This window comes from Caballeronia sp. LZ024, assembly GCF_031451455.1.
Taxonomy (GTDB): Bacteria; Pseudomonadota; Gammaproteobacteria; order Burkholderiales; family Burkholderiaceae; genus Caballeronia; species Caballeronia telluris.
In genome coordinates this window covers 348747-362682 of record NZ_JARUXL010000001.1, presented here as the reverse complement: position 1 = coordinate 362682, position 13936 = coordinate 348747, and the positions used below count along the sequence as shown (strand labels likewise).

The window sequence follows — 13936 nt, the reverse complement described above, 5'->3', positions numbered from 1 at the left end:
TCAGTCTCCCAGAGGTTGGCGCTCGCCGCCGCCGCGATGCGCATCGAGCGCGTGCTTCATGCGGCGCAGCAGTTCGCGGCTGTGGCTCGCCTGCTTGACGGCCAGTTCGGTGACGAGCAGGTCGAGCGCCATCATCATCGCGTAACGCGACGACGACGGCTTGTAGATGAAATCCGTTTCGATCGCGATGATCGGGATCAGCCAGTCGGCGAGTTGCGCGAGCGGCGAAGCCGGCGCGGTCAGCGCGATCACGCGCGCGCCGTATTCGCGCGCGAGCCGGCAGCTTTCGACCATCTCCGGCGTCTGTCCCGTCACCGACAACGCCACGACGACGTGCTCCTTCGACAACGTCGCGGCCACCATGCGCTGCAGCAAACCATCCTGATACGACGCGACCGGCCGGCCGAGCCGCACGAGCCGAAAGCGCATCTCGTCGGACAGCGCGGTCGAGCCGCCGCCCATGCCGAACACGTAGATCATCGCGGCTTCGCCGAGCGCGTCGGCGGCGGCTTCGATCGGCGCGGCGCGCAGCGCGCCCTGGTTGTGTGCGAGCGTGGTCTGCACTTCCTCGAAGATGCGCGTCGCGAGCGAATCGGGCAAGTCGTCGGGCTCGCGCTTCAGGAAACGCTGGCCGACCGCCGCCGCCTGCGCGAGCCGCAGTTTCAGTTCGCGCACGTCGTCGCAGCCGACCGCCTTCGCGAAGCGCGTCACCGTCGCGATGCTGACCTCGGCCTTTTCCGCGAGCGCGCCAATGCTCGCGCGCGACGCGCCGGTGAGATCGTCGAGGATCAGCGCCGCCACCTTGCGCTCGGCCGAACGCAGTTCGGGCGCGCGCTCGGCGATCCGGGCGACGATATCGAAGCCAAGCGTTTCGGAGGAAGCATTCATCCAGGCAAAAAATCAGAAAAAGAACGGTCTTGGTACTAAATAACAATTTATCACGCATCGTACTTTCGGTACCATGTTGACGTCAACCTTGGCGCCAGTTAAGCATCGACAGAACTCTATTTAAACGGACGATGGAGTAGCAGCACATGAAAGTTACAAACTATCAGAACGCGACGATCGACCCGTTCGGCAAGGGTCTCGGCATGGTGCCGGGCACGGGCATCAATCTCGGCGATGCGGGACGTCTCGACTGGAATCTGCTGGAAGAAGACGTGAGCCTGCCGGCCGCCGTGCTGTACGCGGACCGCATCGAGCACAACCTGAAGTGGATGCAGGCGTTCGTCGCGGAATACGGCGTGAAGCTCGCGCCGCACGGCAAGACGACGATGGCGCCGCAACTGTTCCGCCGCCAGCTCGAAACGGGCGCGTGGGGCATCACGCTCGCGACCGCGCATCAGGTGCGCGCGGCGTATCGCGGCGGCGTGCATCGCGTGCTGCTCGCGAACCAGCTCGTCGGACGCCGCAACATGGGCATGATCGCCGAGCTGCTGACCGATCCGAATTTCGAGTTCTTCTGTCTGGTCGATTCAGCGGACGGCGTCGATCAACTGGGCGAATTTTTCAGCAGCGTGAAGAAGCCGTTGAACGTGCTGATCGAACTCGGCGTGCCGGGCGGACGCACCGGCGTGCGCGATAAAACCCAGCGCGACGCCGTGCTGGCCGCCATCGCGCGCTGGCCGGATACGATCCGTCTCGCGGGCGTGGAACTGTACGAAGGCGTGCTGCAGGACGAGTCGAAGGTGCGCGAATTCCTTCAGGACGCGGTGACGATCACGCGTTCGCTCGTCTCCGAGGGCAAGATCACGCGCAAGCCGGCCATTTTGTCGGGCGCGGGATCGGCGTGGTACGACGTCGTCGCCGATGAATTCGCGAAGGCGAACAGCGACGTGATCGAAGTCGTGCTGCGCCCCGGCTGCTATCTCACGCACGACGTCGGCATCTACAAGAAAGCGCAGAACGAGATTTTCGCGCGCAATCCGATCGCGAAGAAAATGGGGCAGGGATTGAAGCCGGCGCTGCAACTGTGGGCTTACGTGCAGTCGATTCCGGAGCCGGATCGCGCGATCATCGGGCTCGGCAAGCGCGATTCCGCATTCGATGCCGGCATGCCGGAGCCAGCGCGGCATTATCGGCCGGGCAACGACGCGCCGCGCGACGTCGGCCCCGACGACGGCTGGGAAATCTTCGGCCTGATGGATCAGCACGCGTACCTGCGCATCAAGCCGGGCGACGACGTGAAGGTCGGCGACATGATCGCGTTCGACATCTCGCACCCGTGCCTGACCTTCGACAAGTGGCGCCAGGTGCTCGTCGTCGATCCGAAGTTCCGTGTGACGGAAGTGATCGAGACGTTTTTCTAGACGTCGTCGCTGGCGGCGTTCGACGCCGTCACCGTCTGGATGCGCTGCTCCAGCATGCGCAGCGCATCCGACAGCGCGGCGATGGCGTCGTCGGGCAGCGACGCCATGGTGTCGTGCAGGAACGCGTTCCTGCGCGGCAGGCTTGCATCGACCGCGGCGCGGCCGTCGTCGGTCAGCACGACGTTGGAAATGCGGTTGTCGCGCGCGTCGACGCTGCGCGTGATCCAGCCGAGCGCCTCGAGCGCCTTCAACTGACGCGTGAGCGCGCCCGGATCGACGCGCAACTGCTCCACCAGCTTTTTCTGCGACAGCACGCCCGCGTGCTCGTGCAGCGCGCGCAGGATGCGCCAGCGCGGCATCGGCTGGCCGACCTGCGATTCGAACGCCGACATGAACGCGCGGTAAGTGCGCCCGAACTGCTGAACGACGGCGATACGGTCCTGTTCTTCCATGCTCTGTCTTCCGGCTGTGCTTTCCAGCAAGTTCATTCGGCGGCGACCGTCGGTTCGACGGGCCCCTTCAGGCGCACCGGCGGCACGCGGCGCGACTGCCACAGCGAAATCACCGCGACGACCGCCGCGAGCGCAAGCCCGATGTGAATCGCGGCGACGAGCGCCTCGCGCGCCGCTTCGAGCAGCAGCGCGCCGTTGTGTCCGGCGGCACTGAGCTGCGCGAGGAGCGTGTCCTGAGCGTCGCGATTGATGAGGATCTGCGGATCGGCGAGTTCGGCGAGCCAGTGCGTCGCGTGATCCTTTTCCAGCGCGAGCTGCACGCCGCTCGCGTAGAGATGCGTGACGAGCGTCCCGGTCAGCGCCGTGCCGATCATCCCGCCGATCATCCGCAGCGATTGCAAAAGCGCCGTGGCGATGCCGAGATGCTGGCGGCCCGCCGTCTGCTGCGCGAAGACGGTCAGGTTCGGCATCACGAAGCCGAGGCCGAGACCGCCGATCAGCATGAACGTCATCAGGATCGGACGCGGCATCGCGCGCGTCGCGATCACCGTGCCGAGACACGCGATCACCAGAAGCCCGAAGCCGACGTAGAGCATCGCGTTCGGATTCTTCACACGCGTCACGATGCGCCCGTTCGCAATACTGCCGATCGTGATGAACACGACGAGCGGCGTAATCATCAGCCCGGCGTCTTTCGGCGACATTCCGAAGCCGCCCTGAAACAGGAGCGGCGCGTAGAACAGCAGCGAAAACATCGTGAAGCCGCCGAGAATCCCGAGCGTGAAGAGCGCGGCGAGGCTCTTGTTGCGAAACATGTCGATCGGAAGAATCGCGTAGGTGCAGCGCTTTTCCCACATCCACAGCGCGATCGCGCTCGCGACGCTCACCGCGATCAGCGCGGCCGTCTCGAGCGTCAGGCCGTGCTTCGGCACGGTTTCGACGAACATTTGCAGCGAGCCGAGCGCGACGGCGATCAGCGCGGCGCCCGGCCAGTCGAGCCGCATCTTCCCTTCGTGCGCGACGTGTCGCAGATGCGGCAGATATCGCCAGACAAAAAAGAGGGACACCGCGCCGACCGGCAGATTCACGTAGAACACCGAGCGCCAGCCGTAGTATTCGGTCAGGAAACCGCCGAGCGACGGCCCGACCGCGTTCGCGATGCCGAACGCCGAACTCATCAGGACCTGCCAGCGCAGACGCACGACGTTGTCGGGGAAAAGATCCGCGATGCACGCGAACGCGGTGCCGACCAGCATCCCGCCGCCGATTCCCTGCAGGCCGCGCGCGAGCACGAGGAACATCATGCTGTTCGCGAGCCCGCACAGCACCGACGCCACGGTGAACACGACGATCGACGCGATCACGAACGGTTTGCGCCCGTAATAATCGCCAAGCCGGCCGAAAATCGGTACCGTGATGACGGACGTGAGCAGATAGGACGTGGCGACCCACGCGTACAGGTCGAAGCCCTTGAGTTCGGCGACGATGGTGGGAAGCGCGGTGCCGACGACGGTCTGGTCGAGCGCGACGAGCATCGTCACGAACGAGATGCCGAGCATCGCCATCAGCGATTCGCGAAACGGGAGAACCTGGGAACTGGAATGTTGCGCGGCTGTATGAACGGCCATTTTTGATACCGCAATGATTGACTAGTCAACGGAAAGCGAATCTTAGCATGTGAAAGCGCTCTAACCGTTCCGGATTCACTCTTTTCACTATTTCAAGAAGCCAAAAATGGAACCCACGCCGATCGCCACCACGCCCCTTTCCTCCGACGATCTCAAATCCCTCCGGCGCGCAAAAGAGGCGCTCGAAAGTCCGTCGCTGACGATGAAACTCGCGAGCGTCGTCGGCGCGCCGATCGAAAAACTGATGGCGAAAATGCCGGGCGTCGCGCAGGAGAAAATCGACGAAGCCACGCAGGTCGCGCTTCGAAAATGTCTGCAACTCGCGCTGCGCACACTCGGCAAGACCGGGCCGCACGATTCGCTGATGGCGCCGCCGCCCGACAAGCCGCACAACCTGATGCACAAGCTGGCCGTCGCAACGACCGGCGCCGCGGGTGGCGCGTTCGGACTTTTCGCGCTGCCGGTCGAGCTGCCGGTCACGACGACGCTGATGTTCCGCTCGATCTGCGACATCGCGCGCAGCGAAGGCGAGGACATCCATCGCATCGACACGCAACTGCAATGCATGATGGTGCTCGGCATGGGCGGCCCCGCCAAAAGCGACGACAACGCCGACATCGGTTATTTCATCGTGCGCGGCGCGCTGGCGCAGTCGGTTTCGCGCGCGACGAACGAGATCGCCGCGAAGGGCTTGAGCAGCCACGGATCGACGGCGCTCATCAAGTTCCTGCATACGATCGCGTCGCGCTTTTCGGTTCAGGTCAGCGAACAGGTCGCGGCCAAGTCGATTCCGGCGATCGGCGCGGTGCTCGGCGCGATGGTGAACACCGTCTTCATCGACCACTTCCAGCAGATGGCGCACGGCCACTTCGCCGTGCGCCGGCTGGAGCGGCAGTACGGCCAACTGGCCGTCGAGCGCGCGTATCAGACGATCGACGTTTCAGGCAGCCGTTGAGGCGCCTTGCCGCTCGTGCTTTCGCGGATGAACGCCGCCGCGCGGGCAAGCGCCCTGTTCGCCTCGGGCATGAAGGGCGCGCAAAGCTGAAAGCAGTGCGGCACGTTCTTCCAGATGTCGAGATCGACGATCGCGCCGGCCGCGCGCGCTTTCTCCGCGACGCGCACGGAATCGTCGAGCAGCACTTCGGTTTCGCCGGCCTGGATCAGGAGCGGCGGAAGATCGTCGAAACGGCCGTATAGCGGCGACGCACCGGGATTTGCCGGATCGGCATCGCCCAGATACAGCTTCGCCGCGCGTGCGAGGGCCGCGCCGTGGAACATCGGATCGCGGCCATCGTTGGTCACGATGGATGCGCCCGTCGAGGCGAGGTCCGTCCAGGGCGAAAACAGCACGGCGCAGGCGGGCAGCGGATCGGACGCGTCGCGCAACGCGTGGAGCATCGCGAGCGCGAGACCGCCGCCGGCCGAATCGGCGGCAATCGCGATCGACCGGGCCGGAATGCCGTCGGCGAGCAGACGGCGGTAGGCGGCGACGGCGTCGTCGAGCGCGCATGGGAAGCGGTGTTCCGGCGCGAGCCGATAGTCGAGAGAAAAAGCGCGCGCGCGTGCCAGCATGGCAAGCGGGAACACCACCGACCGATGGCTGCGCGGCGAACAGAAGTAATAACCGCCACCGTGCAGATACAGGATGGTGGCTTGCTGCTCGGCGACGGTTTCCGGCGTCAGCCACTCGCCGCGCAGTGGGAGGTCGCGGGCGGCGTAGTGTTCCGTCAGGCGCCAGTCGGCCGGGACTTTCGGCGCCCAGACGCGCCGCGCCGCGTACGCCCGCGCGCGCGCAACGTCGATCACCGGTTTCGCGGTCTCTGGCCGCAATCGGCGACGCACGATCCAGCACGCCAGCGCGCTTTGCCAGCTCATTTGGAACGCTCCGCGTCGTGTTGCTCGTGCGTCGGCATCGATGCGGCTTCAGTTTGCCGGAACGACCTGCCCGCGAATTTCGCCCGATGGATTCTCGGCAGTGTGGACGTTGAAGTACCACTGACCGGCCATCAGATCCGTGATTTGCTGGTCGGTGAGCGTGGCCTGCCCTTTCATGGGACTCGCGAGCGCACTCTTGTCGACCGTCACCTGAGGCTTGGCGTTCTGCCCAACAGGCGCGGGGCCGTGAAAATGCGCCATCGTGACCGGGCCGGAGAGTTCGTCGTAGCTGGCGGTCCACGTCAGCGTCTTGGTGGCGGTATCGAACTTTGCGTCGACGATGCCGTGTCCCTTGCTCACGCGCGGCGGCACTTCGGCCGACGGTTGCAGATTAGCTTTCAGCGCGACCGTGTCGGCAAACACAGCCGTGGATGTCGACAGTGAAAACACCAGCGCGATCGCCAAGCCGAAATACGGTCTGAATGCTCGTTTCATGCTTCTTCTCCTGACGGCGAATCGGCCGCCTGAAGGGTGAAGCGCGCGGCCTTCGTCTGCATGGTAGAGCATTCCGGGGCTGCATCGGCCGATTGCAGTAGCATTGCGCCTTGTCGACGGCCGCAATGCAGAAGGGCGCCTTGCGGCGCCCTTCTGTGTTTCTGTTACTGCTTACAGCTCAAACCGCTTTAGAAGCGGTGACGGATACCAGCCGACACCACGACCTGGTGGTTGCTCGACGAAGCATCCGTGCCGAAGATTTGAGCCTGAACGCCCGAGCGCGTGGTCTCCACGACGCCTTCTGCGTAGATGTCAGTACGCTTCGACAGCAGGTAGTCGGCTTGCAAACCGAACTGATGGTAAGCGTACCGATGGTTGTCGTTCACGCCGTCGAACCTTGCGCGGGTGTACGTGTACGCGCCGCCCAGTGCAAGTGCCGGCGTGACGTGGTAGCGGGCATTCAACTCAAAGTTGTTGAAGCTACCGTTGCCGAACAACACCGACTCGTCGAGGCGAGTCTGCGTCCACACGCCGCCGAACACCAGCGCGCCGACCGAGTAGTTCGCGCCCACGCCGTACGTACGCGTGCGGCGGCTGTCCGACGCGAGCACCGGATCAGCGATCGCGCCGCCATCGGTTGCCGCGCCACCTGCACCTTGCGTCTGCAGGTAAGCTGCCGCGATCTTGAACGGGCCGTTCGCGTACTGCATGCCGGCGCTGTATGCGCGGTTGTTCGCAAAGCTGCCTGCGTCATTCGAGAAGCCGTACAGGCCGCCGAACGTGAAGCCGCCGTAGTTCACGCTCTGGTACTTGATCGCGTTGTTCACACGGAACGAGTTGTTCGTGTTGTCGTTATCGAACGGATGCGAGAAGTACGTGCCGCCCCAGCTGCCGTTCGACGTGATCGGGCCCAGATAGTCGACGACGGAGTCGTACTGGCGACCGAGCGTCACGGTACCTCCAACTGCGCTCGAGAGGCCGACGTACGCCTGACGGCCAAACTGACGGCCACCTTGGGAAGCCGTGCCATTCGTGATGTTAAAGCCGTTTTCCAACGTGAAGACGGCTTTCAGGCCACCGCCGAGATCTTCCTGACCGCGCAGGCCCCAACGGCTGCCTTGCAGGTTGCCGCTCGTCATGCCGAACTTCGACACCTGTTGATCCGGGCCTGCGCCCGGGTTTACGACGTTGTTCGTGTAAGCAAAACCTGCGTCGATGAGGCCATACAGCGTCACGCTGCTCTGCGCACTCGCGGCAGTGGCGAACGAAGCGGATACGGCCGCCACAATCAGAGTCTTTTTCATGTGTGATCCTTTGAATGAGTCTCGCGACTCGATTTGGTTGCTCAACGCGGCGTTGCTTCGCACGGCGATTCGCCTGGCAAACCACTGAGCACCGCGCCTCCGGTTCTTCCCGGACACCGTTATTCGGCAGACCAAAGTTTATGGCGCAGGCAATTCCAGCCACCACCAAAGGACGCACAAAAATGCTTTCGAATAAGTCGAATAATGCAATTTTGATACGGGGAAACCCTGACTTCCCATAGACTTGCGTCTATCTTTAAATAACCTCTGTATTCCGAATTATTCATTCCAGTTGCGCGCATGCCACAGTGGTTTGTCTGCGACACACCGCCGACTTCGGATTATTCGTATTCACACGAACGCAGCGTCAACCTACCATCGCGCGCGCATCGGTACTGCGCCTGCCGACGCCCTTCCAAACTCCAACGCGGCACCCCTCCGATGGCGCTCCATCGCACGTCCTAGCAGGCACGACCATGAATCATTTGCAAGCCATCCGCGTCTTCCTGAAAGTCGCCGAGTCGGGCTCGTTCGGGCGCGCCGCCGCGAGCTTCGAATTGTCCAACGCGGTCATCACGCGCTACGTCGCGTTGCTCGAAGCGCATCTCAACACGCGCCTTCTGAACCGCACCACGCGCAGTGTCTCGCTGACCGAAGCGGGACGCACCTACGCGCTCTCCTGCAAAGCGGTGATCGACCAGCTCGAGGAGATCGAAGCCGCCATTTCGAGCAGTTCGACCGATCCTTCAGGCACGCTCCGGCTGGTCGCTTCGGCTTCGTTTTCGCTGCTGGGTCTGACGCCCCTGCTCGGCGCCTATCGCGAGCGCTATCCAAACGTGAAACTGCGTCTCACCTTGCTGCATCGTCCGGTGGATCTGGTCGACGAGGGGTTCGACGTCGGCATCGTCGTGCCGCGGCTCATCAATAGCGGCACGCTCATCAACCGCCCGCTCTTCAAGGTGACGCCGGCGGTCGTCGCCGCACCGGCCTATCTCGAGCGGCACGGCACGCCAACGCGCCCTTCCTGTCTCGCGACGCACACGTTTCTCGCGCCATCGCCCGACATTCACGGCGCGATGTGGACATTCACCTCGCCCTCGGGCGATGACGAAGAGGTCTCGCTCGATCCGGCCTACACGGTCAACAATTCACAGATGCTGCGTCAGGCGGCCATCGTGGGAATGGGGGTCGCCGTGTTGCCGGAGAGCCATGTCGCGAGCGACATCGAAAGCGGCGCGCTCGTGCGTCTCTTGCCCGGGTTCTCGGTGAAGGACGCGGACAAGGAAGTCTCGCTGGTTTATCCGGGACGGCGGCATGTCTCGGCGAAGACGCGATCGTTCGTCGACTTCGCGCTCGCCTACTTTCGCAGCGACGCGGCAGCGCAGATGCAGCCGCCGGTTGTCTGCTGATCCTCGGCTCCGCGCAAACGAATATGAAAACGCGGCCGTTTGGCCGCGTTCATCCGTGAGCCATTCCCATTCACGCTTCTACACCAAAGCACTGCAACGCGCCTCGAGGCGCTCGAGAAGAACCTCGCAGCGAGCGATCAGCGCGATGCCGTCCTCGCGACGACGCGCCGGCGGCTTGTCGCACAAGTCGCGCCTGAAGATTTCCAGCGCGTCGAGCAGCGGCCGATACTGGAGAACGCTCGCGGCTCCAAGCACACGATGGTGCCAGTCACGCAGACGCCCGATCGAGCCATCGTCGAGCAGCGGCCCGAGCGCCGCGAGGTCGTCCCGAAACGACGAGACGAACGAATGAAGCAGCGCCTTCACCGTCGATTCGCTTCCCCACAGCTGGGTCATATACGTGAGATCGAGATCCTCGCCCGACGCGTACACGAGGCTCGCCGCTGGCACGCGCGTCTCGATCGGCTGGACGACGGCCTCCGAGCCTTCCGGAGCACGCCACCGGTTCAGGTGATCGCGCAACGTCGCGAGCCGGGTCGGCTTGACGAGACAGTCGTCCATGCCGGCCTCACGGCACATCGTGAGTTCCTCGGGCGCCGTGCTCGCGGTGATGCCGAGAATCGGCAGCCGCTTCTCCATGCCGAGTTCCGATGCCCGGACTCGCCGCGCCAGTTCGTAGCCCGTCATGTTCGGCATATGGCAGTCGGTGATAAGAAAGCCATAGCGCGTATTCTTCAGCGCGGTCAGCGCCTCCACGCCATCGTGCACGACATCACATGCGAATCCGAGGAGCGACAACTGATGCCGGATCAACTCCTGGTTCACCGGATGATCCTCGGCGACGAGCACGAGCCTGCCACCCTTCAGCGCCTTCTCGCGGTCGGGCGCTTCCATGGGCGCTTCGACGCCACCGGTCGCGTGCGAAACGATCTGCGGCAAGCCGGTCAGCGCGGCCACGCACGCCGCACCCAATCCGCGCCACGAGATAGGGTTCACGCTCACGCGGATGTCGTCATCGAGGATGCGGTAGCCGGTCGGCTTCGGTTTTTCCGTCACGTGGATGACGCGAGACTTCACGGGCAGCGATTCCCGGTGCGCATCGCTCAGGAACACGAGTTCGACGCCGTCGAACGTCGCCGGGCGCTGGAGCGCGGCGTCGTTTCGGGACACGATGCGCATCACGAGTCCGAGCGCCTGCCCGTAGTCGACGAGCGCTCGCGCCACCCGCGCGTCGTCGATCGCGATGAGCGCCCGCTTGCCGCGCAAGCCTTCAATCTGATAGTGCGCCGTTCCCACCGGCATCGCGAGCCGCACGGTCATGCGCGTACCGACGCCGACTTCGCTTTCGAGATGGAGCGTGCCGCCCATTAGTTCCACGAGCTTGTGGCAAATCGTCAGCCCGAGACCCGTGCCGCCGAAACGCCGCGTCGTCGAGTTCTCGGCCTGCACGAACGGCTCGAACAGACCCGCCTGCGCATCGGGCGCGATGCCGATGCCGCTGTCTTCCACGCACAGTTCGAGCAATTGCTCGTCACCGTGATCCTCGGCCATCCGCACGGACAGCGCGACTTCGCCTTTCATCGTGAACTTGATGGCGTTGCTCATGAGATTGAACAGCACCTGACGCAAGCGCACGCTGTCGCCCCGGACACTCGCCGCGACGTCCGGCGCGACGTCGCAACGCACGCGCAATCCCTTTTCGTGGGCGCGGCCTGCGAGCAGTCCCACGGCGTTGTCGACCAGTTCGCGCAGGTCGATCGGCGTCGACTCGATGCTGAGTCGCCCCGCTTCGATCTTCGAATAGTCGAGCAGGTCATCCAGGATCTGCAAAAGCGCGCTCGCGGAATCCTGGATCATGCCGAGCATCTGCGCCTGGTCGGGATTGAGCGGCGTGTTCTCGATCACCTCGACAAGCCCCAGCACGCCATTCATCGGCGTGCGGATTTCGTGGCTCATCATCGCGAGGAAGTCGTCCTTCGCCCGCGACGCCGCTTCGGCCGTATCGCGGGCACGCGCGAGTTCGTCGGCTCGCGCACGCTCGACGCTTGCATCGACCCAGTATCCGCTCCAGACGACGGCGCCGTCGTCTTCACGGCGTGCTGCGAGAACCGCGCGCACCCAACGCTCGCCGTGATCGCCGTTCGAGCGGAATTCCGCGTGCACCGGTTCGAGCGTCAAAGCGGAGCGCTCGATGACTTCGCGCAGCGTGCCCATGTCTTCGTGATGAATCTGCGACAGACAGCCTAACTGGTTCTCGTCGGCCCTGGACAGATCGACGCCGAACAGCGGCCGCGTATCGCCGCCGATGTAGGGGAAGTTGTAGGTGCCGTCAGGCGTGCGGCGCAACTGGAAAACGACGGCCGGCAGCGAGCGCGTGACATCGTGCAGACGCCGTTCGTTTTCTCGCGCGCGCATTTCCGCGTCGCGAATGTCGGTGATATCGACCATCGTGCCGACGATACCCGCCATCGCGCCATCCGCGGACGTGAACGTGCTGGTCCAAAAGAGCCCGTGACGCGCCTCACCGTGGCGACCGCGAAATTCCAGTTCGACTTGCTGGCGCTTATCGGTCGCGATGCTCAGGGCCGCGAGTTCGTGCATCTGCTTGCTTTGGTTCGCGCCCCACGGCATGCACTCGACCGACGTGCGGCCGATGATCTCTTCGCGTCGCACGCCGAGCGCTTCCTCGAAAGCGCGATTGACGGCGATATAGCGATTCTGCAAATCCTTCGCGACGAGCGGATACGGCACGACTTCCATCATCGTGCGCTGGAAGCTCAGTTGCGTGGCGAGGCGCTCCTCCATTTCGACGCGCCGGGCCATTTCGCGCTGCAGGAGGACGAAGGCTCGCAGCGTGACGAAGAGCACGACCGCGACCGCGATGAGCGCAGGCAGGAGTCGCAGCGCGTTGACGCTCCATCCGCTTTGCGGGTCGCCGAGCGCGGCCTGCCGGGCGACGTTGATTTTCTGCCTTTCGGCCTCCGGCATGGCGTCCAGAGCGCGGTCGATGAGGTTCGCCAGTTGCGACGACTGCGGTCGCAAAGCGAAGCCGATATGCTCGAACGTGCCCGTCGGACCCAGAATCTTGAGCGTCTCGCCGTATTGCGACGACAGCGCCACATCGATGGACGCCACGTCCCCGACTGCGGCATCGGCCTCGCCTTTCGCCACGCGCTCGAGCGCGTCGTTCAGTTTGGGCACGACAACGAACTCGGCGTGCGGAGCAAGACCTCGCAGTTCGCCGTCTGCCGCGAGGCGTTTGCTCACCGCAATACGCGGCAACGGGAGATCGTCGAGGCTTTTCACCGCGGCCTGACCGTGCCGTCCCACGATGACGAGCGGATACTGGTCGCGCGGATCGGTCAGGACGTTACCGGACGCCGAGTCCCGAACGCGCTCGGCGGTGAAGATCATGTCGACGTCGCCACGCGCGAGCGCGCGTGTGACAGCCGCCGAATCCGCGTAGGCGCGTCGATCGAACGTCACGCCGAGCGTCTTGGAAAGGTATGCGAGGTAGGCCGCGCCGATTCCGCTCGCATGTCCGTTCGAATCGACGTAGCTGAAGGGCGCCCAGTCGGCATCGAATCCGACGCTGACCGAAGGCAACGAGGACAGATAGTGCCGCTCCGCGGCGCTCAGAACCAGAGGCATGCCCGAACGCCTGCCGCGATCTTGTCGTTCCGATAAAACCGGGTGAATGGAATGCAGCCGGTCGGCATCCAGCGCGAGAAGGCGGTCGTTGAGGTCGTTGCGCAGCGAGACGTGTTTGGATGGAACGGCAAAGCGCGACTCATTGAGCTCGCCGCTTTCAGTCTGCACGAGCCCGAGGGACGCGAATTCCGGTGAATCGAGGAGGCGGGCCGCGCCCGGCGCGATTCCGAAATACAGATCGGCGCCGTTCCGGACGACTGCCTGCAATGCCTGGCGTTCATCGCGAAAGCTCCGGATCTTCGCATTGGGCATGCGTTCGCGAATCAACTGCTCGAGTGCATAGCCCTCTTCCACGGCGACGACGGGCTGACGCGTGCCGCCTTGCGTCATCCTGGCGAGGTCGACGGTGCGTCCGATCATCACGGACTGGCTGTAGGAATACGGGACGGTGAAGGTCAGGCATTCATCGTGGTCGGCCGCACGCGAGACGTTGGCGATCACGTCGATCTCGCCCGCACACGCTGCCTGAATCAGGTCGGCCATCGTCGCGTAGCTGCGTGCGTCGAAACGGATGTTAGGGCCGGTAAGTTCGCGCAGCACGTCGATGCTCGTGCCGGCGGGCTGACCATCACGCATCGTGACGGACGAATCGGCACCCGCCGACAGCACGCCGACGTTGAGGACCGTGTAGTCCTTGAGGGACCGGCTGGCGCTGATCGCCTGTGCCGGATCGACATGCGCGAACAGCGTTGCGGGGAACAACATCGCGACGAGCACGAGTCGCGCCCAACAGCGCGCCGTGCCTGAAGCGAA

10 protein-coding genes are annotated in these 13936 nt (G+C 64.1%); 3 read left to right on the top strand and 7 right to left on the bottom strand.

What is annotated here, in order from left to right:
* Nucleotides 1-888, bottom strand: a complete 888-nt coding sequence (locus tag QCE48_RS01735) for a MurR/RpiR family transcriptional regulator (RefSeq protein WP_309786457.1) — start codon at nucleotides 886-888, stop codon at nucleotides 1-3.
* A 146-nt stretch (nucleotides 889-1034) separates the two neighbouring features.
* Between QCE48_RS01735 and QCE48_RS01730 the strand changes: the two genes are divergently transcribed.
* Nucleotides 1035-2309, top strand: coding sequence for an amino acid deaminase (locus QCE48_RS01730; protein ID WP_309786458.1), 1275 nt, complete (start codon nucleotides 1035-1037; stop codon nucleotides 2307-2309).
* On the opposite strand, the gene QCE48_RS01725 is transcribed toward QCE48_RS01730, so the two are convergent.
* Both QCE48_RS01725 and QCE48_RS01720 read right to left on the bottom strand, forming a co-directional pair.
* Nucleotides 2306-2761 carry a MarR family transcriptional regulator gene (locus QCE48_RS01725; RefSeq protein ID WP_309786459.1) on the bottom strand — a complete coding sequence of 152 codons (456 nt, stop codon included), beginning with the start codon at nucleotides 2759-2761 and terminating at the stop codon, nucleotides 2306-2308. The genes QCE48_RS01730 and QCE48_RS01725 overlap by 4 nt on opposite strands.
* A gap of 32 nt (nucleotides 2762-2793) precedes the next feature.
* Nucleotides 2794-4389 (bottom strand): MDR family MFS transporter, encoded by a 1596-nt coding sequence (locus QCE48_RS01720; RefSeq protein ID WP_309786460.1) that lies wholly within the window; start codon nucleotides 4387-4389, stop codon nucleotides 2794-2796.
* A 106-nt stretch (nucleotides 4390-4495) separates the two neighbouring features.
* On the opposite strand from QCE48_RS01720, the gene QCE48_RS01715 reads away from it, so the two are divergent.
* Nucleotides 4496-5344, top strand: coding sequence for an EcsC family protein (locus QCE48_RS01715; RefSeq protein WP_309786461.1), 849 nt, complete (start codon nucleotides 4496-4498; stop codon nucleotides 5342-5344).
* Here QCE48_RS01715 and QCE48_RS01710 read toward each other — a convergent pair.
* From QCE48_RS01710 to QCE48_RS01700, 3 genes are all read right to left on the bottom strand, one after another.
* The gene (locus QCE48_RS01710) at nucleotides 5314-6264 is read right to left on the bottom strand and encodes an alpha/beta hydrolase (protein ID WP_309786462.1); all 951 of its coding nucleotides are present in this window, start codon (nucleotides 6262-6264) and stop codon (nucleotides 5314-5316) included. The two genes, QCE48_RS01715 and QCE48_RS01710, sit on opposite strands and share 31 nt — an antisense overlap.
* Before the next feature lie 48 nt (nucleotides 6265-6312).
* Nucleotides 6313-6759, bottom strand: a complete 447-nt coding sequence (locus tag QCE48_RS01705; protein ID WP_309786463.1) for a CHRD domain-containing protein — start codon at nucleotides 6757-6759, stop codon at nucleotides 6313-6315.
* 188 nt (nucleotides 6760-6947) lie between these two features.
* The gene (locus QCE48_RS01700; RefSeq protein ID WP_309786464.1) at nucleotides 6948-8063 is read right to left on the bottom strand and encodes a porin; all 1116 of its coding nucleotides are present in this window, start codon (nucleotides 8061-8063) and stop codon (nucleotides 6948-6950) included.
* Between the two features lie 476 nt (nucleotides 8064-8539).
* On the opposite strand from QCE48_RS01700, the gene QCE48_RS01695 reads away from it, so the two are divergent.
* Nucleotides 8540-9472: a LysR family transcriptional regulator gene (locus QCE48_RS01695; RefSeq protein WP_309786465.1), complete on the top strand. Its 933-nt coding sequence runs from the start codon at nucleotides 8540-8542 to the stop codon at nucleotides 9470-9472.
* A gap of 78 nt (nucleotides 9473-9550) precedes the next feature.
* On the opposite strand, the gene QCE48_RS01690 is transcribed toward QCE48_RS01695, so the two are convergent.
* Nucleotides 9551-13888 (bottom strand): ATP-binding protein, encoded by a 4338-nt coding sequence (locus tag QCE48_RS01690; RefSeq protein ID WP_309786466.1) that lies wholly within the window; start codon nucleotides 13886-13888, stop codon nucleotides 9551-9553.
* Between the last annotated feature and the right edge of the window lie 48 nt (nucleotides 13889-13936).

What these genes read in the sequence shown, in the direction of transcription:
- QCE48_RS01695 (WP_309786465.1), top strand. Translation starts at nt 8,540, where the DNA reads ATGAATCATTTGCAAGCCATCCGCGTCTTCCTGAAAGTCGCCGAGTCG.
- QCE48_RS01705 (WP_309786463.1), bottom strand. Translation starts at nt 6,759, where the DNA reads ATGAAACGAGCATTCAGACCGTATTTCGGCTTGGCGATCGCGCTGGTG.
- QCE48_RS01690 (WP_309786466.1), bottom strand. Translation starts at nt 13,888, where the DNA reads ATGTTGTTCCCCGCAACGCTGTTCGCGCATGTCGATCCGGCACAGGCG.
- QCE48_RS01725 (WP_309786459.1), bottom strand. Translation starts at nt 2,761, where the DNA reads ATGGAAGAACAGGACCGTATCGCCGTCGTTCAGCAGTTCGGGCGCACT.
- QCE48_RS01735 (WP_309786457.1), bottom strand. Translation starts at nt 888, where the DNA reads ATGAATGCTTCCTCCGAAACGCTTGGCTTCGATATCGTCGCCCGGATC.
- QCE48_RS01720 (WP_309786460.1), bottom strand. Translation starts at nt 4,389, where the DNA reads ATGGCCGTTCATACAGCCGCGCAACATTCCAGTTCCCAGGTTCTCCCG.
- QCE48_RS01710 (WP_309786462.1), bottom strand. Translation starts at nt 6,264, where the DNA reads ATGAGCTGGCAAAGCGCGCTGGCGTGCTGGATCGTGCGTCGCCGATTG.
- QCE48_RS01730 (WP_309786458.1), top strand. Translation starts at nt 1,035, where the DNA reads ATGAAAGTTACAAACTATCAGAACGCGACGATCGACCCGTTCGGCAAG.
- QCE48_RS01715 (WP_309786461.1), top strand. Translation starts at nt 4,496, where the DNA reads ATGGAACCCACGCCGATCGCCACCACGCCCCTTTCCTCCGACGATCTC.
- QCE48_RS01700 (WP_309786464.1), bottom strand. Translation starts at nt 8,063, where the DNA reads ATGAAAAAGACTCTGATTGTGGCGGCCGTATCCGCTTCGTTCGCCACT.